This window comes from Streptomyces sp. NRRL B-1347, from assembly GCF_000720325.1.
Lineage (GTDB): Bacteria > Actinomycetota > Actinomycetes > Streptomycetales > Streptomycetaceae > Streptomyces.
On record NZ_JOJM01000017.1, the window covers coordinates 26,757 to 46,076 of the forward strand.

General features: G+C 68.8%; 17 protein-coding genes. 8 read left to right on the forward strand and 9 right to left on the reverse strand.

Going from position 1 to position 19,320, the window contains the following annotated elements; translation table 11 throughout:
• Window positions 1-45 precede the first annotated feature (45 nt).
• Both IG74_RS0116670 and IG74_RS0116675 read right to left on the reverse strand, forming a co-directional pair.
• Window positions 46-1,128 (reverse strand): inositol-3-phosphate synthase, encoded by a 1,083-nt coding sequence (locus tag IG74_RS0116670; protein ID WP_030676891.1) that lies wholly within the window; start codon window positions 1,126-1,128, stop codon window positions 46-48.
• A gap of 58 nt (window positions 1,129-1,186) precedes the next feature.
• Entirely contained in the window at window positions 1,187-1,873 is a 687-nt protein-coding gene (locus IG74_RS0116675; protein WP_030676894.1) for a PadR family transcriptional regulator, read from the reverse strand.
• Between the two features lie 374 nt (window positions 1,874-2,247).
• Between IG74_RS0116675 and IG74_RS0116680 the strand changes: the two genes are divergently transcribed.
• Window positions 2,248-4,953, forward strand: coding sequence for a transglycosylase domain-containing protein (locus IG74_RS0116680; RefSeq protein ID WP_078868815.1), 2,706 nt, complete (start codon window positions 2,248-2,250; stop codon window positions 4,951-4,953).
• A 238-nt stretch (window positions 4,954-5,191) separates the two neighbouring features.
• On the forward strand, window positions 5,192-6,721 hold the full coding sequence (locus IG74_RS0116685; protein WP_030676900.1) for a glycosyltransferase family 87 protein: 1,530 nt from the start codon (window positions 5,192-5,194) through the stop codon (window positions 6,719-6,721).
• 235 nt (window positions 6,722-6,956) lie between these two features.
• Here IG74_RS0116685 and IG74_RS0116690 read toward each other — a convergent pair whose 3' ends face one another.
• The 3 genes from IG74_RS0116690 to IG74_RS0116700 all read right to left on the reverse strand — a co-directional run bounded on the left by IG74_RS0116690 (window position 6,957) and on the right by IG74_RS0116700 (window position 9,707).
• Window positions 6,957-7,988: an alanine racemase gene (locus IG74_RS0116690; protein ID WP_030676903.1), complete on the reverse strand. Its 1,032-nt coding sequence runs from the start codon at window positions 7,986-7,988 to the stop codon at window positions 6,957-6,959.
• A 77-nt stretch (window positions 7,989-8,065) separates the two neighbouring features.
• Window positions 8,066-9,187, reverse strand: coding sequence for a lipid II:glycine glycyltransferase FemX (locus tag IG74_RS0116695; RefSeq protein WP_030676906.1), 1,122 nt, complete (start codon window positions 9,185-9,187; stop codon window positions 8,066-8,068).
• A 208-nt stretch (window positions 9,188-9,395) separates the two neighbouring features.
• Complete coding sequence (locus IG74_RS0116700; RefSeq protein WP_030676909.1) at window positions 9,396-9,707, reverse strand: hypothetical protein; 312 nt, start codon at window positions 9,705-9,707, stop codon at window positions 9,396-9,398.
• A gap of 309 nt (window positions 9,708-10,016) precedes the next feature.
• Here IG74_RS0116700 and rpsF point away from each other — a divergent pair, with 309 nt between their 5' ends.
• The 4 genes from rpsF (at window position 10,017) to rplI (ending at window position 11,776) form a co-directional block, all read left to right on the forward strand.
• The gene (rpsF, locus tag IG74_RS0116705) at window positions 10,017-10,307 is read left to right on the forward strand and encodes a 30S ribosomal protein S6 (RefSeq protein ID WP_006604399.1); all 291 of its coding nucleotides are present in this window, start codon (window positions 10,017-10,019) and stop codon (window positions 10,305-10,307) included.
• A 101-nt stretch (window positions 10,308-10,408) separates the two neighbouring features.
• The gene (locus tag IG74_RS0116710) at window positions 10,409-11,002 is read left to right on the forward strand and encodes a single-stranded DNA-binding protein (RefSeq protein ID WP_030676915.1); all 594 of its coding nucleotides are present in this window, start codon (window positions 10,409-10,411) and stop codon (window positions 11,000-11,002) included.
• Between the two features lie 72 nt (window positions 11,003-11,074).
• Window positions 11,075-11,311 (forward strand): 30S ribosomal protein S18, encoded by a 237-nt coding sequence (gene rpsR, locus IG74_RS0116715; RefSeq protein WP_003949403.1) that lies wholly within the window; start codon window positions 11,075-11,077, stop codon window positions 11,309-11,311.
• Between the two features lie 18 nt (window positions 11,312-11,329).
• Window positions 11,330-11,776 carry a 50S ribosomal protein L9 gene (gene rplI, locus IG74_RS0116720; RefSeq protein ID WP_030676918.1) on the forward strand — a complete coding sequence of 149 codons (447 nt, stop codon included), beginning with the start codon at window positions 11,330-11,332 and terminating at the stop codon, window positions 11,774-11,776.
• A 212-nt stretch (window positions 11,777-11,988) separates the two neighbouring features.
• On the opposite strand, the gene IG74_RS0116725 is transcribed toward rplI, so the two are convergent.
• On the reverse strand, window positions 11,989-13,326 hold the full coding sequence (locus tag IG74_RS0116725; protein ID WP_030676921.1) for an MATE family efflux transporter: 1,338 nt from the start codon (window positions 13,324-13,326) through the stop codon (window positions 11,989-11,991).
• A 460-nt stretch (window positions 13,327-13,786) separates the two neighbouring features.
• Between IG74_RS0116725 and dnaB the strand changes: the two genes are divergently transcribed.
• On the forward strand, window positions 13,787-15,247 hold the full coding sequence (gene dnaB / locus IG74_RS0116730) for a replicative DNA helicase (RefSeq protein ID WP_030676924.1): 1,461 nt from the start codon (window positions 13,787-13,789) through the stop codon (window positions 15,245-15,247).
• A 27-nt stretch (window positions 15,248-15,274) separates the two neighbouring features.
• Here the strand turns inward: dnaB and IG74_RS0116735 are convergent, their stop codons facing one another.
• Window positions 15,275-16,405 (reverse strand): NAD(P)/FAD-dependent oxidoreductase, encoded by a 1,131-nt coding sequence (locus tag IG74_RS0116735; protein WP_051854951.1) that lies wholly within the window; start codon window positions 16,403-16,405, stop codon window positions 15,275-15,277.
• A 254-nt stretch (window positions 16,406-16,659) separates the two neighbouring features.
• Between IG74_RS0116735 and IG74_RS0116740 the strand changes: the two genes are divergently transcribed.
• Window positions 16,660-18,033 carry a serine hydrolase domain-containing protein gene (locus IG74_RS0116740; protein ID WP_030676928.1) on the forward strand — a complete coding sequence of 458 codons (1,374 nt, stop codon included), beginning with the start codon at window positions 16,660-16,662 and terminating at the stop codon, window positions 18,031-18,033.
• Window positions 18,034-18,142: 109 nt separating this feature from the next.
• Here the strand turns inward: IG74_RS0116740 and IG74_RS0116745 are convergent, their stop codons facing one another.
• Together IG74_RS0116745 and IG74_RS0116750 are read right to left on the reverse strand one after the other, a co-directional pair.
• The gene (locus tag IG74_RS0116745; RefSeq protein ID WP_030676931.1) at window positions 18,143-18,595 is read right to left on the reverse strand and encodes a GNAT family N-acetyltransferase; all 453 of its coding nucleotides are present in this window, start codon (window positions 18,593-18,595) and stop codon (window positions 18,143-18,145) included.
• Window positions 18,596-18,829: 234 nt separating this feature from the next.
• Window positions 18,830-19,288 (reverse strand): MarR family winged helix-turn-helix transcriptional regulator, encoded by a 459-nt coding sequence (locus tag IG74_RS0116750; protein ID WP_030676934.1) that lies wholly within the window; start codon window positions 19,286-19,288, stop codon window positions 18,830-18,832.
• Between the last annotated feature and the right edge of the window lie 32 nt (window positions 19,289-19,320).

Consider the following 19,320-nt stretch of genomic DNA (forward strand, 5'->3'; position numbering starts at 1 on the left):
GGCCGACGACCCGGGGACCCTTGGCAGGTCAGCTGTTCAGCGCGGTCAGCGCTCGACCTCGCCCTTGATGAACTTCTCGACGTTCGCGTAGGCCTCGTCGTCGAAGTACTGCACCGGCGGGGACTTCATGAAGTACGAGGACGCCGACAGGATCGGGCCGCCGATGCCGCGGTCCTTGGCGATCTTCGCGGCGCGCAGGGCGTCGATGATGACACCCGCCGAGTTCGGGGAGTCCCAGACCTCGAGCTTGTACTCCAGGTTCAGCGGGACGTCGCCGAAGGCGCGGCCCTCGAGGCGGACGTACGCCCACTTGCGGTCGTCGAGCCACGCCACGTAGTCCGACGGGCCGATGTGGACGTTCTTCTCGCCCAGCTCGCGGTCCGGGATCTGCGAGGTGACGGCCTGCGTCTTCGAGATCTTCTTGGACTCGAGGCGGTCGCGCTCCAGCATGTTCTTGAAGTCCATGTTGCCGCCGACGTTGAGCTGCATGGTGCGCTCAAGACGGACACCGCGGTCCTCGAACAGCTTGGCCATCACGCGGTGCGTGATGGTGGCGCCGACCTGCGACTTGATGTCGTCGCCGACGATCGGGACGCCCGCCTCGGTGAACTTGTCCGCCCACTCCTTGGTGCCGGCGATGAAGACCGGGAGGGCGTTGACGAAGGCGACCTTGGCGTCGATGGCGCACTGGGCGTAGAACTTCGCCGCGTCCTCGGAGCCGACCGGCAGGTAGCAGACCAGGACGTCGACCTTGCGGTCCTTGAGGACCTGGACGACGTCGACCGGGGCCTCGGCGGACTCCTCGATGGTCTGGCGGTAGTACTTGCCCAGGCCGTCGTAGGTGTGGCCGCGCTGGACCTGGACGCCGGAGTTCGGCACGTCGCAGATCTTGATGGTGTTGTTCTCGCTGGCACCGATCGCGTCCGCGAGGTCGAGGCCGACCTTCTTCGCGTCGACGTCGAAGGCGGCGACGAACTCGACGTCACCGACGTGGTAGTCGCCGAACTGGACGTGCATCAGGCCCGGGACCTTGCTGTCCGGGTCGGCGTCCTTGTAGTACTCGACGCCCTGGACCAGCGAGGCGGCGCAGTTGCCCACGCCGACGATGGCTACGCGAACCGAACCCATTCCGGTTGCTCCCTGTGTGATCTCGGTATTCCGGATGGCACCCCGCGAGTGCGGGGTGTCACTTGGCGGTGTCGCCGGACGCATCCGGCGGCGGGTTTTCCCCCCGCCGCCGGGGCAGGACGTCCGACTCCCCAGATGTGCTGTTCTGCTGAGCGGAGCCCTCGGGACCGGACCGTTGCTGGTCGCGTCCCGCGCGCTCGCTCTCGATGAGCTCGTTCAGCCAGCGCACTTCGCGCTCCACGGACTCCATACCGTGGCGCTGCAGCTCAAGCGTGTAGTCGTCGAGGCGCTCCCGGGTGCGGGCCAAGGAGGCGCGCATCTTCTCCAGGCGCTCCTCCAGGCGGCTGCGGCGGCCCTCGAGCACCCGCATCCGCACGTCCCGCGAGGTCTGGCCGAAGAAGGCGAAGCGGGCGGCGAAGTGCTCGTCCTCGTACGCGTCGGGGCCGGTCTGCGAGAGCAGTTCCTCGAAGTGTTCCTTACCTTCCGCGGTCAGCCGGTAGACGATCTTGGCGCGGCGCCCGGCGAGCGGAGCCGCCAGGGCCTCTGCGGTGGCGGTGCCCGACTCCTCGATCAACCAGCCGTTGGCGACCAGTGTCTTCAGGCAGGGGTACAGCGACCCATAGCTGAAGGCGCGGAACACACCCAGTGAGGTATTGAGCCGTTTGCGCAGCTCATAGCCGTGCATCGGGGACTCGCGGAGCAGGCCGAGCACAGCGAACTCGAGGATGCCGGAGCGCCTGCTCATGGTCTCCTCCTGTCTGTCCCGGTCTGCCTCACACGGCCCTTTATGCCGAGCTGATGTATCGGCTCGATACATCACGACGATAGAACGAGGTGCCTGCTGCGACAAGAGGGGGGACGGTGAACGGCGTCACATCACCGATTCGTAGGAAGTAACTTGCCTGATTTGGGGTGAACTTCAGCGCTAAGAGGGTTTTGACGGTGCGTAGTCTGTGCGCCATGCATACCGCCGGGAACCAAGTGACGTGGGATGGCGTTACTGTCCCGGTGCCGTGCGGATGAGTGCCGGAACGGACTCGTTCGCACGTCGGGGGGACCGGAAACCAGCTGCCGTTTCCAGGTGCGGATCACCGCGCCTGCCCGAGGAGTAGTCGTTCGATGAGCGAGCACCGTCGCAAGCCGCCGCAGGGCGGCGGACGCGCCGCGACCAGGCGGGGCGCGTCCGGCGCGCCGTCCGGTCGTCGTGCAGCACCGCGAGGCGCCACTGGATCGCCGCCTTCGTCGTACGGACCTTCGTCGTCGTACGGGTCCGGCGCCGCCGAGGACGAGGACCGACCTTACGGGGGGCGCGCGGAGGCCAGGCGCGCCGCCCGCAATGGCTCCGTGGGCGGAGGCCGACGTCGGCCTCCGGAGAGCGGCGGACGCGGCCGCGGGCGGGGCTACGGCCCGCCCAAGAAGCGCTTCATCGACTATCCGCGCGCGGGCCGGAGCGGGCCGCGGCGCTGGATCCCGTCGTGGCGGCTGATCACGGGCTTGATCATCGGCTTCTTCGGCAGCCTGGTGGCGGTCGCGGGCATCGCGTACGCGCTCGTCGAGGTCCCTGAGGTCGCCAACGCGGCCAAGGCCCAGAACAACGTCTACTACTGGGCCGACGGCTCGCAGATGGTCGCGACCGGCGGTGAGACCAACCGCCAGATCATCAAGTACGAGGACATCCCCGAGGCGATGCGCAACGCCGTCATCTCGGCGGAGAACAAGACGTTCTACAAGGACAAGGGCGTCGACCCGATGGGTATCGCCCGCGCCGTGGTGAACATGGCCAAGGGCGGCCAGACCCAGGGCGGCTCGACCATCACGCAGCAGTACGTGAAGAACGCCCGGCTCGACGACCAGTCGCAGACGTTCAGCCGGAAGTTCAAGGAGCTGTTCATCTCCATAAAGGTCGGCCGGACCGTCAGCAAGGAAGACATCATGGCGGGGTACCTCAACACCGCCTACTACGGCCGCAACGCCTACGGCATCCAGGCAGCCGCGCGCGCCTACTTCGGCAAGGAGGCGAGCGAGCTGAACCCGAGCGAGTGCGCCCTGCTCGCCACGGTCCTCAAGGGCGCCACCTACTACGACCCGGCGGGCTACCCCGAGATCGACCCCGCGGCCGGCCCGAAGGAGAACACGGAGCGCGCCAAGAAGCGCTGGGCGTGGATCCTCGACGAGGAGGTCAAGGACGGCAGCATGGACGCCGCCGACCGGGCCAAGTACACCAAGTTCCCGCAGCCCCAGAACCCGCGCTCGAACGTCAAGCTGAGCGGCCAGATCGGCTACCTCGTCTCGCTCGCCAAGGCGTACGTCGTCAACAACACCAACATCTCCGCCCGGGAGCTGGACCAGGGCGGCTACGAGATCCACACGACCTTCGACAAGAAGAAGGTCACGGAGCTCGAGAAGGCCGTGAAGAAGGTCCGCAAGGAGAACATCAAGCCCAAGCTGCGTCCGGACAAGGACAAGCACGTCCAGTTCGGTGGTGCTTCGGTCAACCCCGGGACCGGTGCGATCGAGGCCATCTACGGCGGTGAGGACGCGACCAAGCACTTCACCAACAACGCCGACACGACGGGTGCCCAGGTCGGCTCCACGTACAAGCCCTTCGTGCTGGCGGCGGCCTTCAAGAACGGCATCCGGAACAAGAGCGGTGGCGCGCAGCAGACCGATGCCGAGCGCACCATCATCAACCCGAAGAGCCTGTACAGCGGCAAGAACAAGCTCAAGATCGAGAACTACAACGGCACGGTCTGGACGGACAAGGACGGCAAGGAGTGGCTGCAGACCAACGACGGCCAGCAGTCCTACAACCCGCCGTCGTACAAGATCGACCTGCGTGAGGCGATGCGGGAGTCGGTCAACTCCGCCTACGTCCAGCTCGGCATGGACGTCGGGCTCGACAAGGTGAAGGCCGCGGCCATAGACGCGGGCCTGCGGGACGACAACTCCATGGCGGGCGCCACCTATCCGTCCTTCTCCCTCGGCACGTCGTCCCCGAGCGCGATCCGGATGGCCGGCGCGTACGCCACGTTCGCAGCCAGCGGCAAGCAGAACGACCCCTTCTCGGTGAAGGAGATCGAGAAGGAGGGCCAGTCGGTCTACCGCCACAAGACCGACACCAAGTCCGCCTTCGACCCCGAGGTCGCGGACAACGTCACGGACGTCCTGCGAACCGTCGTCGAGAAGGGCACGGGCACCTCCGCCAAGCTGCCCGGCCGCCAGGTGGCGGGCAAGACCGGTACGACCGACGGCAACAAGTCCGCCTGGTTCGTCGGCTACACCCCCCAGCTGTCCACGGCGATCAGCATGTACCGGATGGACGACGACGAGTCCAACAAGAAGCGCCAGTTCCTGGAGATGTTCGGCACGGGCGGCCAGGAGAAGATCCACGGTGCCTCGTTCCCCGCGGAGATCTGGCAGGACTACATGGCAGCCGCGCTCAAGGGCAAGCGCGTGATCAACTTCCCGCCGCCGCAGCCCATCGGCAAGATCGTCGGCCAGCCCGTCGTGCCTTCGCCCACGCAGATCGAGGAGGAAGAGGAGCCGAGCGACTCCCCGTCGCCCACTCCCACGGAGACGAAGTCCTCCGCGCCTCCTACGACGAACTCCCCCGACCCGACCGAGACCTGCAAGGACTCGGACCCGCGGTGTGAGGACGACGGCGGAGCCTCCGAGGGCGGGGACGACAACGGCGGCGTCATCGGCGGCCCGGGCGGTGAGTCACCACCGCCCACGGGCGACGCGAACGGCGGCAACGGAAACGGAAACGGGAACGGCCACAACGGCAACGGCGGCGGGATCTTCGAGGGTCCGACCGGAGGCTGACGCCGAGCACGTCGCGTGTTTCACGTGAAACAAGGCCGCCGCACCCTCGTGGTGCGGCGGCCTTGTTCGTGTCCGGGTTCGTGTCCGTTTTCGTGGCTGAGGGCCTGATGAAGCGTGCGGACGGCCCGCTGTGGTGTGGCTGAGAGCTCGTGGCCGCCCGCTGGGGGCTCCGTGCGCCGATTCCTTAGGGCGTAGGCACGTCGATGCTTCCGGGGCCTGACAGGGTCCGTACGGCAGGATGTGCGCCATGCCCAGCGCAGAGAAGACGCCCCCCACACGCGCACATCCCCCCTTGAACGAGCGGGTGCCGCAGCCCGCGCTTCCCACGAAGCAGGACGAGGTCGCCGTCTCCGGCAGTGAGCTGATCGGCGGGCCCATCGGCCGCAGAGCGCTCCTCACAGCGACCTGGTGGACGCCCGTGCGCGTCATCGCACTGGTCGCCCTCGGCATGTTCGCCCTCGGCATGGTGCAGAAGGCGCCGTGCTACAACGGCTCCTGGTTCGTCGGCGCGAGCTCGCAGTACACCCACGCGTGCTACTCCGACATCCCCCACCTCTACCAGGGCCGTGGCTTCGCCGACGGGCTGACGCCGTACTTCGACAAGCTGCCCGGCGACATGGAGTACCTCGAGTACCCGGTGCTCACGGGCCTCTTCATGGAGGTGGCCGCCTGGCTGACGCCGGGCAGCGGCAGCCTGCAGCACCAGGAGAAGTTCTACTGGATGGTCAACGCCGGGATGCTGATGGCCTGCACGGCCGTCATCGCCGTCTGCGTGGCACGCATCCACCGGCGCCGCCCCTGGGACGCGCTCCTCGTCGCCCTGGCGCCCGCCTTCGCGCTGACGGCCACGATCAACTGGGATCTGTTCGCCGTCGCGCTCACCGCCGCCGCGATGCTGATGTGGTCGCGCGGGCGCGCGGTCACCTTCGGCATCCTGCTGGGGCTCGCCACGGCCGCCAAGCTCTACCCCGTACTGCTCCTCGGCCCCCTGCTCGTGCTGTGCTGGCGCGCGGGCAAATGGCGGGAGTTCGGGTCCGCGCTGATCGCCACGACCGCTGCCTGGCTTGCGGTGAACCTGCCGGTGATGCTGCGGGCACCGGACGGCTGGGCGAAGTTCTACAGCTTCAGCCGGGAGCGGGGCGTCGACTTCGGCTCGTTCTGGCTCATCCTCGCGCAGCGCATGGACGACCCGCCGACCACGGACACGGTGAACAAGCTGGCGGTGGTCCTGATGCTGCTCTCCTGCCTCGGCGTCGCCGCGCTCGGCTTCACCGCCCCCAGGCGCCCGCGCTTCGCGCAGCTGGCCTTCCTGGTGGTCGCCGCCTTCGTCCTCACCAACAAGGTCTACTCGCCGCAGTACGTGCTGTGGCTGATTCCGCTCGCCGCGCTGGCCCGCCCGCGCTGGCGGGACTTCCTGATCTGGCAGGCGTGCGAGGTCGCGTACTTCCTGGGCATCTGGATGTACCTCGCGTACACGACGAGCGGAGACGCCCACAAGGGGCTGCCGACCGAGGGCTACCAGGTCGCCATCGCCGTCCACCTGCTGGGGACGCTGTACCTGTGCGCCATGGTCGTCCGCGACATCCTCCTGCCGGAGCGGGACGTGGTGCGCCGGAACGGCGAGGACGACCCTTCGGGCGGGGCCCTGGACGGGGCGCCGGACGTGTTCGTGCTCGGTGCCGCCGGGCGGTCGTCGCAGTACGACGGGGTGCGGGACGGCGAGGAGACGTACGTGAAATGGGGGACGGCGGGGAAGCGTTCGCCCTGAGCGAACACGATGAGGCCCGGATGGCGGTAGACCGGAGCCGTCAGGGGCCGCGGCCGTGCGGGGCGGAAGACCTCAAGGCCGGAGGGGGCGCGGTCGGACGCCGAGAGCCTGAAGGCCGGGGGCCCTGGGTCTGAGACGTGGCAGGGCCGGCATGTGAAAGGGCCGGGCGCGAGAGGTGTCGCGTCCGGCCCTTTCGCCGTTCAAAGTCACGCCTTGCGGCGTGGGTGCCGGAAGGTCAGCGGTCGAGGATCCGGTCGAACTGCGTGGTCGTGTGGCGCAGATGGGCCACCAGTTCCTCGCCCACCGTCGGCTCAGGGGCGTCCGACGGCACGAACAGGATCGACACCTGCATGTGCGGCGGCTCCGCGAACCAGCGCTGCTTGGCGCCCCAGACGAACGGAGAGAGGTTGCGGTTCACGGTCGCGAGACCGGCGCGGGCCACGCCCTTCGCGCGCGGCATCATCCCGTGCAGCGCCTTCGGCGCCTCCAGGCCGACGCCGTGCGAGGTGCCGCCCGCGACGACGACGAGCCAGCCGTCGGACGCGGCCTTCTGCTGGCGGTAGCCGAAACGGTCCCCCTTGGCGACGCGCGTCACGTCCAGGACGGAGCCCCGGTACTCGGTCGCGTGGTGGTCGCCCAGCCACAGGTGCGTGCCGATCCGCGCCCGGAAGCGGGTCTGCGGGAACTGTTGCTGCAGCCGGGCCAGTTCATCGGCCTTGAGGTGGCTGACGAACATCGTGTGCAGCGGCAGCCGCGCCGTGCGCAGCCGGTCCATCCAGCCGATGACCTCGTCGACGGCGTCCGTGCCGTCGGGGCGGTCGAGCGGCAGGTGGATCGCGAAGCCTTCGAGGCGCACGTCCTCGATGGCGGCGTGCAGATGCGGCAGGTCCTGCTCGGTGATGCCGTGGCGCTTCATCGAGGACATGACCTCGATGACGACGCGGGCGCCCACGAGCCCGTGCACGCCGTCCAGCGACGACACGGAGCGGATGACGCGGTCGGGCAGCGGCACGGGCTCCTCGCCCCGTCGGAACGGGGTGAGGACCAGCAGGTCACCGCCGAACCAGTCCTTGATCCGAGCGGCTTCGTAGGTCGTGCCGACGGCAAGGATGTCGGCGCCGAATCGCGTGGCTTCCTCAGCGAGGCGCTCGTGGCCGAACCCGTAGCCGTTGCCCTTGCAGACCGGGACGATGCCTGGGAACTGGTCAAGCACGTGCTTCTGGTGTGCCCGCCAGCGCGCGGTGTCGACATAGAGCGTGAGCGCCATGGCTGGTCCCGGAACCTTTCTGGTGGCTGCGGTGTAACAGAGGTATGGAAGGAATTGCGGAAGGTGACTGCGCGGGATCAGCGACGCGACATGTAGATGTCGAGCGCCTTGTGCAGCAGCTTGTTCAGCGGGAAGTCCCACTCACCGACGTACTCGACGGCCTCGCCGCCGGTGCCGACCTTGAACTGGATCAGGCCGAAGAGGTGGTCCGTCTCGTCGAGGGAGTCGGAGATGCCGCGCAGGTCGTAGACCGAGGCGCCGAGGGCGTAGGCGTCGCGCAGCATCCGCCACTGCATCGCGTTCGAGGGCCGGACCTCGCGGCCGATGTTGTCGGACGCGCCGTAGGAGTACCAGACGTGCCCGCCCACGACGAGCATCGTCGCCGCCGAAAGGTTCACGCCGTTGTGCCGCGCGAAGTACAGCCGCATGCGGTTGGGGTCCTCGGAGTTGAGGGCCCGCCACTGCTGCTGGAAGTAGCTCAGCGGCCGCGGCCGGAACTTGTCGCGGATCGCCGTGATCTCGTACAGCCGCTGCCACTCGGGAAGGTCGTTGTAGCCGCCCTGGACGACCTCGACACCGGCCTTCTCGGCCTTCTTGATGTTGCGGCGCCAGAGCTGGTTGAAGTTCTTGAGGACCTCGTCCAGCGAGCGGTTGGCCAGCGGCACCTGGAACACATAGCGGGGCTGCACGTCGCCGAAGCCGGCGCCGCCGTCCTCGCCCTGCTGCCAGCCCATGCGGCGCAGCTTGTCGGAGACTTCGAAGGCACGCGGCTCGATGTGCGTGGCCTCGATGTCGCGCAGACGCTTCACGTCGGGGTTCTGGATGCCCGCCTTGATGGCGGGGGCGTTCCAGCGGCGGATGACGACCGGCGGGCCCATCTTCACCGAGAAGGCGCCCTGCTTCTTGAGGTGCGCGAGCATCGGCTGGAGCCACTCGTCCAGGTTCGGCGCGTACCAGTTGATGACCGGGCCCTCGGGCAGATAGGCGAGATAGCGCTTCACCTTGGGCAGCTGGCGGTAGAGCACCAGGCCCGCGCCCACCATGTGACCGGTCCTGTCGTCGAACCAACCGAGGTTCTCCGAACGCCATTCACTCTTCACGTCTGCCCATGCGGGGACCTGGCAATGGCTCGCCGACGGCAGGCTCTGGATGTACGCCAGATGTTGCTCTCGGCTGATGGTCCTCAGGGTCAGGCTCATTCGCGGCGCTCCTCGGGCTGGTGTGTCCCCATGGGTACAGGGGCTCCGGCTCTAGCGCCGAAGCCTACTGCGCCCTGCGAGCGCCCCGTCTGGGCGTATCGGACCTTCGCCCCTGGCCCGTCTCTGACCAGGGGTGGTGCGGACCGCTCAACGGCCGGTCCGGAGAAGGCCGTGCGGCCGGGGAGCGCTCATCCGCGGCCGCGGTCGGTCACCAGAGTCCGCCGAAGAGGCCGCCGTGCGCCATGCCCAGGAAGAAGCCCACCGCACAGGCACCGAGGCCGACGATCAGGAAGAAGCGCTCTCGCGTCGTCACCGAGATGAACTGCCCGTACGCGCCGGTGAAGATGCCCACCAGGCCGGTCCAGGAACTGAGCAGATGGAGGTTGTGGAACATCGCGGACACGAAGGCGATCGCGCCGAGGATCAGCGTCACGCCGAGCAGAGTGTCCTGGAGGGGATGGGGCTTGCCGTCGGTGGCGAAGAGGGAACCGGCGGTGTCACGTCGCAATGTCTGTGCCATGGAGGCACCTCCCGCGGAAGGCAGCGCATCGTAGCGCCATACACACCCGATGTGTACAGATTCTGCCCGTCCGCCGCCGGATTTCAACCGGAAGCCTCGGTGCGGGTACTCTGTACCGTCTGCACCGGTGTCTGCCCAGGCCAGTCACTGATCCGTCACTGACTGGTACAGCCACACGACACGGCTCCCCCTCGGACCTCCGCTCGGGGCGGTCGATTGTCAGTGGCGGCCGATACCGTTGCGTACGCATCACGACCCTCCTGCCACGGAACGACCGTGGCCGCTGAGTCCAAAGGAGGTGGGTTCCACATGCGTCACTACGAGGTGATGGTCATCCTCGACCCCGATCTCGAGGAGCGCGCTGTCTCCCCGCTGATCGAGAACTTCCTCTCCGTCGTCCGTGAGGGCAACGGAAAGGTCGAGAAGGTCGACACCTGGGGCCGTCGTCGTCTCTCGTACGAGATCAAGAAGAAGCCCGAGGGCATCTACTCGGTCATCGACCTGCAGGCCGAGCCTGCGGTCGTCAAGGAGCTCGACCGCCAGATGAACCTGAACGAGTCGGTCCTCCGGACCAAGGTCCTCCGCCCCGAGACCCACTGAGCCCCCTGGCTCAGATCCGTTGAGCCGCGAGGCTCGGCGGCACTCGGGATTCGAGTAGCAGCACCAGCAGCCAGCAGCAAACCCGCCGAGAGGTTCCCCCAATGGCAGGCGAGACCGTCATCACGGTCGTCGGCAATCTTGTCGACGACCCCGAGCTGCGCTTCACCCCGTCCGGTGCGGCGGTCGCGAAGTTCCGCGTCGCGTCCACTCCCCGCACCTTCGACCGGCAGACCAATGAGTGGAAGGACGGCGAGAGCCTGTTCCTGACCTGCTCGGTCTGGCGTCAGGCGGCGGAGAACGTCGCCGAGTCGCTCCAGCGAGGCATGCGCGTCATCGTGCAGGGTCGGCTGAAGCAGCGGTCCTACGAGGACCGTGAGGGCATCAAGCGCACGGTCTACGAGCTGGACGTCGAGGAAGTCGGCGCCAGTCTCAAGAACGCCACGGCCAAGGTCACCAAGACCACCGGTCGCGGCGGCCAGGGTGGGTACGGCGGCGGTGGCGGCGGCCAGCAGGGCGGCGGCTGGGGCGGTGGCTCCGGCGGCGGTCAGCAGCAGGGTGGCGGCGGTGCTCCCGCCGACGACCCCTGGGCGACCGGTGCGCCGGCCGCCGGCGGCCAGCAGGGCGGCGGCGGTGGCGGCTGGGGCGGAAGCTCCGGCGGCTCCGGCGGCGGCTACTCGGACGAGCCCCCCTTCTAAGACCCAGGGCCCTGCGCCCGGGACGAGAAGGCGGGTCGTACCCACACTTCTTGATCACACAGGAGATACACCATGGCGAAGCCGCCTGTGCGCAAGCCGAAGAAGAAGGTCTGCGCTTTCTGCAAGGACAAGGTCACGTACGTGGACTACAAGGACACGAACATGCTGCGGAAGTTCATTTCCGACCGCGGCAAGATCCGTGCCCGCCGCGTGACCGGCAACTGCACGCAGCACCAGCGTGACGTCGCCACGGCCGTCAAGAACAGCCGTGAGATGGCGCTGCTGCCCTACACGTCCACCGCGCGATAAGGGAAGGGTGACCGAAACATGAAGATCATCCTCACCCACGAGGTCTCTGGCCTCGGTGCCGCTGGCGACGTCGTCGACGTCAAGGACGGCTACGCTCGCAACTACCTGATCCCGCGGAACTTCGCGATCCGCTGGACCAAGGGTGGCGAGAAGGACGTCGCGCAGATCCGTCGTGCGCGCAAGATCCACGAGATCGCGACCATCGAGCAGGCCAACGAGATCAAGGCTCAGCTCGAGGGCGTCAAGGTCCGTCTGGCCGTTCGCTCCGGCGACGCCGGTCGTCTCTTCGGCTCCGTCACCCCGGCTGACATCGCTTCGGCGATCGAGGCTGCCGGTGGCCCGAAGGTCGACAAGCGCCGCGTTGAGCTGGGCGCGCCGATCAAGACGCTGGGCGCCCACGCGACGTCCGTGCGTCTGCACCCCGAGGTTGCCGCGAAGGTCAACGTCGAGGTCATCTCTGCCTGAGCGTCGCGTTAGCGCTTCGCAGGACTGAGTGAGAGGGCCGCACCTACGGGTGCGGCCCTCTTGTCGTGCGCGGGCGGTGCGGGACGCGCGGGAGGCGGTGCGCGGGGAGTGCTCCGCTTGTGCCGACCGTTCTTTCCGGAGCGCCCTGCATCACGACCGAGGCTCAGCGAATGGTGGTCAAACGGTGGCCGTGTTTCACGTGAAACATCGCCTCAGCGCGTGGCCCCCGTGACGATCCAGCGGCCCGAGCGGGAGCGCAGCCACAGGGTGGCCATGCGCACGGTCATCATGAGCGTCATCGCGACCCACAGGGAAGTCAGCGCTCCGCCGAGCGTGGGGACGAGCAGGGCCGCTGGTGTGAATACCGCGAGCGTGATCAGCATGGCCCACGCCAGATACGGGCCGTCTCCCGCGCCCATGAGGACGCCGTCGAGTACGTAGACGATGCCGCAGATCGGCTGGGCGAGGGCTATCACGATCAGGGCGGGCAGCGCGGCGTCCTGGACGGCGGCGTCGCTGGAGAAGAGCGGGACGAACACGGGCCGCGCCAGGACGACCAGCAGACCGAGGACGACGCCCGAGGCGAAGCCCCACTGCACCATGCGGCGGCAGGCGTCACGGGCGCCCTGGGCGTCACCTGCGCCCAGATAGCGGCCGATGATGGCCTGCCCGGCGATCGCGATGGCGTCGAGGGCGAAGGACAGCAGGCTCCACAGGGACAGGACGATCTGGTGGGCGGCTATGTCGGCGTCGCCGAGCCGGGCGGCCACGACGGTGGCGATGATGACGATCGCCTTGAGGGAGAGCGTGCGCGCCAGCAGGGGGACGCCTGCCTGTGCGCAGGCCCGGATCCCCGCGGCATCCGGACGCAGCGAGGCGCCGTGACGCCGGGCGCCACGGACGACGACGGTCAGATAGACAGCGGCCATCGCGCACTGGGCGAGGACGGTGCCCCAGGCGGAACCGGCGATGCCGAGGCCCGCTCCGTAGACGAGGAGTACGTTGAGCACGCCGTTGGCGATGAAGCCGCCGATGGCCACGTACAGCGGAGTCCTGGTGTCCTGGAGGCCGCGCAGGACGCCGGTGGCGGCGAGGACGGCCAGCATCGCGGGGATGCCGAGGACGGAGATCCTCAGATAGGTGACCGCGTGCGGTGTGGCCGAGTCCGAGGCCCCGAAGAGGCCTACGAGGGCGGGGGCCGTGGGCAGAGCGACGACGATCACGGCCGCGCCGAGCAGGAGGGCGAGCCAGATGCCGTCCATGCCCTGTCGGATGGCGGCCTGGAGGTCACCGGCGCCGACGCGGCGGGCGACCGCGGCGGTGGTGGCGTACGCGAGGAAGACGAAGATGCTGACGGCGGTCGTCAGAAGGGCCGAGGCGATGCCGAGGCCGGCGAGCTGGGCGGTGCCGAGGTGGCCGACGATGGCGCTGTCGGCCATGACGAAGAGGGGCTCGGCCACGAGCGCGCCGAAGGCGGGGACGGCGAGTGCGACGATCTCTCGGTCGTGTCGTCGCCGGGCGGCCTTGGGCGCCGCGGGAGCCTGTGTCATGAGCACCAATCTAATCTTCCACAGGTAAGAGATGCAATTGACTTAGGACCCTTACTTGGGCTGAGGGTGGGCGTGCGGGCGGGCGCGGTGTGACGAGATCTTGGGCCGACTGGGGAAGTTTTTCTTCTGCACAGCCGGTGGATGGGAAAGATGCAGGTCAGGGCAGCCGTGGAAAGTCACCTGAGGGCTTGTTCACAGGGCTGTCCACCGGACCGTGCACAGGTTTCCCGGGGTTCTCCACAGCATCGGGCCAGTCATCCACAACGCCTGTGGATAACCAGATTGGCTGACGGTGCCGACGGGCCTACGGTTGTGCGGCGCCCGCCTCGTCCTGCCATCGGCGAAACCACGCAAATCCGACGCGTCAGAACCGGAGTTGGGCCCCCTTATTTGTCAGTGTCGTGCCGTAGGAAAGAGGGGCACGGCGAGGTCCGCGCGGCGGACGGGAGGAGGTGGCCCGGTGAGTATTTCCGAGCCCTTGGACGACCCGTGGGCCGACAGCGGACCGGGGGACCGGCTGCCCGCGTCCCCGCGCCGCGACGGTGGCCGGGGCCGCGAGGAGCAGCACGAGCGAGGCTGGGACGGGGGCAGCCCCTCCTTCGAACGCGTACCGCCCCAGGACCTGGACGCGGAGCAGTCCGTGCTCGGTGGCATGCTCCTGTCGAAGGACGCCATCGCCGATGTCGTCGAGGTGCTCAAGGGCCACGACTTCTACCGCCCGGCGCACGAGACCGTCTACACCGCGATCCTCGATCTGTACGCCAAGGGCGAGCCCGCCGACCCCATCACGGTCGCCGCCGAGCTCACCAAGCGCGGTGAGATCACCAAGGTCGGCGGCCCCTCGTATCTGCACTCGCTGGTCCAGACGGTCCCGACCGCGGCGAACGCCGAGTACTACGCGGAGATCGTGCACGAGCGCGCGGTCCTGCGCCGCCTGGTCGAGGCGGGCACCCGCATCACGCAGATGGGATACGCGGCGGACGGCGACGTCGACGAGATCGTCAACAGCGCCCAGGCTGAGATCTACGCCGTCACCGAGCAGCGCACCAGCGAGGACTATCTGCCGCTGGGCGACATCATGGAGGGCGCCCTCGACGAGATCGAGGCGATCGGCTCCCGCAGCGGCGAGATGACGGGTGTGCCGACGGGCTTCACCGACTTCGACTCGCTCACCAACGGTCTGCACCCCGGCCAGATGATCGTCATCGCGGCCCGCCCCGCCATGGGTAAGTCCACGCTGGCCCTGGACTTCGCGCGCGCCGCCTCCATCAAGCACAACCTGCCCAGCGTGATCTTCTCCCTGGAAATGGGGCGCAACGAGATCGCGATGCGTCTGCTGTCCGCGGAGGCACGCGTGGCGCTGCACCACATGCGTTCCGGCACGATGACGGACGAGGACTGGACCCGGCTCGCCCGCCGGATGCCCGAGGTCTCGGCGGCCCCGCTCTACATCGACGACTCCCCGAACCTGTCGATGATGGAGATCCGCGCGAAGTGCCGCCGCCTCAAGCAGCGTGCCGACATCAAGCTCGTGATCATCGACTATCTGCAGCTCATGCAGTCCGGTGGCTCGAAGCGCGCCGAGAGCCGCCAGCAGGAGGTCTCGGACATGTCGCGAAACCTGAAGCTGCTGGCCAAGGAGCTCGAGGTCCCGGTCATCGCGCTCTCGCAGCTGAACCGTGGCCCCGAGCAGCGCACGGACAAGAAGCCCCAGGTCTCCGACCTGCGTGAATCCGGCTCCATTGAGCAGGACGCCGACATGGTCATCCTGCTGCACCGCGAGGACGCGTACGAGAAGGAGTCCCCGCGCGCAGGCGAGGCGGACATCATCGTGGGCAAGCACCGTAACGGCCCTACGGCGACGATCACCGTTGCCTTCCAGGGCCACTACTCGCGCTTCGTGGACATGGCGCAGACGTAAGCCTCGGGGCGGTACGAGCCTGCTGGGCTATGCCGCCTTGCTCCCGCGCGGGGTCAGCTTCACGAGACCCGGGTGGCGCTGGGCCGACAGGGCGCCACGGACGATGAACTCCTTGTACCAGGCGGCGAAGCGGCCCGTGAGGACGCGTTCGACCGTGCTGTCGTCGTCCCGTACGAACTGGATGAGGCCGTCGCGGCGGCCCAGGCTCACGCACTGGTTGACGTACCGGAACCGCAGCGGGGGCGGGGTCCGGCCCGCCAGACGGTCGCTGATCGACTGCGCCACGTGAGCCGCCGTCGGCAGACCGGTGGCGCAGGCCATGCGCAGTTCCTGCCCGTCCTGCCGGCGGGCCGCGGCCGCGTCACCGATGGCGTAGACGTCCGGGTGCGACACCGAGCGCAGCGTCGCGTCGACGAGCATGCGGCCGTGGTCGTCGACCGCGAACCCGGCCTCACGCGCGATCTCCGGTACTCGGAAGCCGGTCGTCCACACCACCGTGTCCGCGGGCAGCAGCGCGCCGTCGGTGAGGAGCACGCCGTCCTCGCGGACTTCGGCGACCCGGGCGTTGTCCCGGACCTCCACACCGAGCCGGGCGAAGACGCGCCGCAGATGGTTCCGGCCCCGCTCGGAGAGTGCCGCGCCGAACGCGTCGCCGGTGACCAGGCGCACCTTCAACTCCGGTCGTGTCTCAGCCAGTTCGGACGCGGCCTCGATACCGGTCAGGCCGCCGCCGACGACCGTGACGGTGCCGCCCGCGGTCAGCCGCGCCCGCAGGCGGTCGGCGTCCTCGGCGACGGCCAGCGGGTACGCGTGCTCGGCCGCCCCCGGCACGGCGTCGTGCGCGGCGCGACTGCCCAGCGCGTAGACCAGCGTGTCGTAGACGAGGGGCGCGCCCTCGGCCAGGACGACCTCGCGGCGCTCGGTGTCGAGAGAGACAACGCGGTCGACGACGAACTCCACGGGCGCACCCGTGAGCAGCTCGGCGATCCGCCGCTGCCGCACCGGCTGGCCCGCCGCGACCTGGTGCATCCGCACCCGCTCGACGAACAGGTCGCTCGCGTTCACCAGGGTCACCCGGGTGCCGGGCTGCTTGGCGATCGACTTGGCCGCGACCACTCCCGCGTAGCCCGCTCCCAGTACGACGATGTGCGCTGCCATGACGTTCTCCCTCCGACGCCCTCCGATGATGGGGCGTCGAAAGTGTTGACCGAATAGGGGCGCCGATCCGTGACATGCGCCGACGAGACGTGGGTCACATGGCCAGAGGTCCCACGCAAGTTTCACGTGAAACATGGCGCGGCCACGCAGGACGCGGACCGGCAGCGTCCAGAGCGGACCGGTAGCGTCAGAGGGGCGCGGGCGCTGTCGTAATGGACTCGACGCCCGGGCTCGCGCCCGTATGAACTGGCCCCATGACTAACGAAGAGCTGCTTCCCGCCACGCGCCGGGCCCTGACGCATCGGATTGCCACTGCCCAGACGGAGGGACGGGCACCGTCGCTGGTCGCCGCCGTCGTACGGGGAGGCGAGCTGGTGTGGACGGGGAGCCGGACCTCGGTCGATGGCCATGGGCCGGACGAGAACGTCCAGTACCGCATCGGATCGATCACCAAGACGTTCACCGCTGTTCTGGTGATGCGGCTGCGTGATGAGGGCGTGCTCGATCTCTCCGATCCGCTGGAGAAGCATCTTCCGGGAACCGGTGTCGGTGAGGTCACCATCGCCGAACTCCTGTCGCACCGGGGCGGACTTGCGGCCGAGACGCCGGGGCAGTGGTGGGAGCGCAGCCCCGCGTCGCTGCGGCCCGAGCTGAGCGACGTCCTCGGGGAGCAGCCCTTCAAGCACCCCGTCGGGCGTCGCTTCCACTACTCCAACCCCGGCTACACACTGCTGGGTTCGCTGATCGAGGCGCTCCGTGGTGCGCCGTGGGAAGAGGTTCTGCGCAGGGAGGTCCTGGAACCGCTCGGCCTGCACCGTACGAGTGGGCAGTCGATGGCTCCGCACGCGGGCGGCTGGGCGGTGCATCCGTGGGCCGATGCGTTGTTGCCCGAGGCCGTCGAGGACCTGGGCCTGATGGCTCCTGCCGGGCAGCTGTGGTCGACGACGGCGGACCTGGCGCGCTTCGCCGTGTTCCTGATGCGGGGCGATGACCGTGTGCTCTGTCTTGACTCGGTCCGGGAGATGAAGGCGCCGACGGCGGTCGCGGAGCTAGGCGACACGGATCAGGCGTACGGGCTCGGTGTCAGCATCGTGCGGTTCAGCGGTGGTGCGCTCATCGGTCACACGGGCTCGGTGCCCGGCTTCCTCGCCAGCCTGTGGACCTGCGAGGAGGACGACGTCGCGGCCGTGGTCCTGGCCAACTGCACCTCCGGGGTTCCGGTGGCCACGGTGGCGGCTGAGCTCCTACGGATCGTGGCGGAGGCGGAGCCGCGCATCCCCGAGCCGTGGCGGCCGCTGCGCGAGGTCGACTCGTCCGTGCTGGAGCTGACCGGGCCCTGGTACTGGGGGACGAGCGCGCTGGTGCTGCGCCTCGCGGCTGACGGCGCGGTCCAGCTGGGCCCGCTGGCGGGCGGCGGCCGTGGCTCGCGGTTCCGGCCGAACGGGGACGGCACGTGGACCGGGCTCGACGGGTACTACGCGGGGGAGCTCCTGCGAGCCGTGCGGCGGCCGGACGGCTCGGTGAGCCACCTCGACCTGGGGTCGTTCGTCTTCACGCGGGAGCCGTACGACGCGAAGGCTCCGGTGCCCGGTGGGGTGGACCCGGAGGGGTGGCGGGGCCTCGCGTAGAGCGCGAACAAGGACCAGGTTGTCCTGTTTCACGTGAAACAGGGAAGCAGGGCAACCTGGTGCTCTCGCCTCGTACGTCAGTGACGGCTCGGGAGCGTCACTGCCCGTTTCAGAGCTGGAGCTTGAAGCCCACGTGCGAGGCCGTGAACCCCAGGCGCTCGTAGAAGCGATGGGCGTCGGTGCGGGTGGCGTCCGAGGTCAGCTGCACCAACTGGCAGCCCTGGCGCCGGGATTCGTCGACGGCCCACTCGATGAACCGGGTGCCGAGGCCGCTGCCCCGCTCCTCGGCGTGCACTCGCACCGCTTCGATGATCGACCGTGTGGCGCCCTTCCGGGACAGGCCCGGAATGATCGTGAGCTGGAGCGTGCCGACCACACGGCCTTCGCGGACAGCGACGACCAGATGCTGGTTCGGGTCCTCGGCGAGCCGCTGGAAGGCGGGGAAGTACGGGGTGAGGTCGTCCAGTGACTCGCGCTGGGCACCCAGGGGATCGTCCGCCAGCATGGCCACGATCGCGGGGATGTCATCGGCGACGGCAGGTCGTATCTCAAGATCTCCCATGGCCGCAGCCTATGCGCAGGCCTCTGAGTGAGCCGGTGGGGGCTGTGGCGGCCTTGCGTGCTGCTCCTGGCCCGGTGCCGTGCCGCAACACCGCCCCCCGGGGGGGCGTGCCTCAACACTGCCCCCCGGGGGGGCGTCCGTGCCTCACACCGGCGAGCCCGGGCGCCTCGTGCCTCATACCGGGGAGCCGGAGCGCCTCGGGCCTCATACCGGGGCGCCGGGGCGCCCCGCGCCTCACACCGGCACGCGCGCCGTTTCGACGACCCTGACCAGCGGGGCGAGCTCAGGGTTCTGCGCGGCCTCGTCCAGGGCCTCGCGCAGGGCCGTGTCGTTGGTGGGCCGTGCCTCGGCGAGGAGCTGGGTGCCGCTCTCGCTGACGTTGGTGTAGATGCCGCGCCGGTCGGTGGGGCACAGGTAGCGCGAGAGCAGACCGCGGTCTTCGAGACGGGTGACCAGACGCGTGGTGGCGCTCTGGCTGAGGACCACGGCATCGGCGACCTGCTTCATCTGCAGATGGCCGCCTTCGCCGTCGTGCTGGCGGCTGAGCACGTCGAGCAGGCTGTACTCCCGCACGCTCAGGCCGTGCTTGGCCTGGAGCGCCCGCTCCACATGGGACTCGATCTTCCCGTGGAGCAAGGAGAGCGCGCACCAGCCCTGGGCCAGCGCGGTGAGTGCGGGGTCGGTCGCTGTCATGGCTGTTCCTCCGTCTGCCTGCGTCCCGGAGC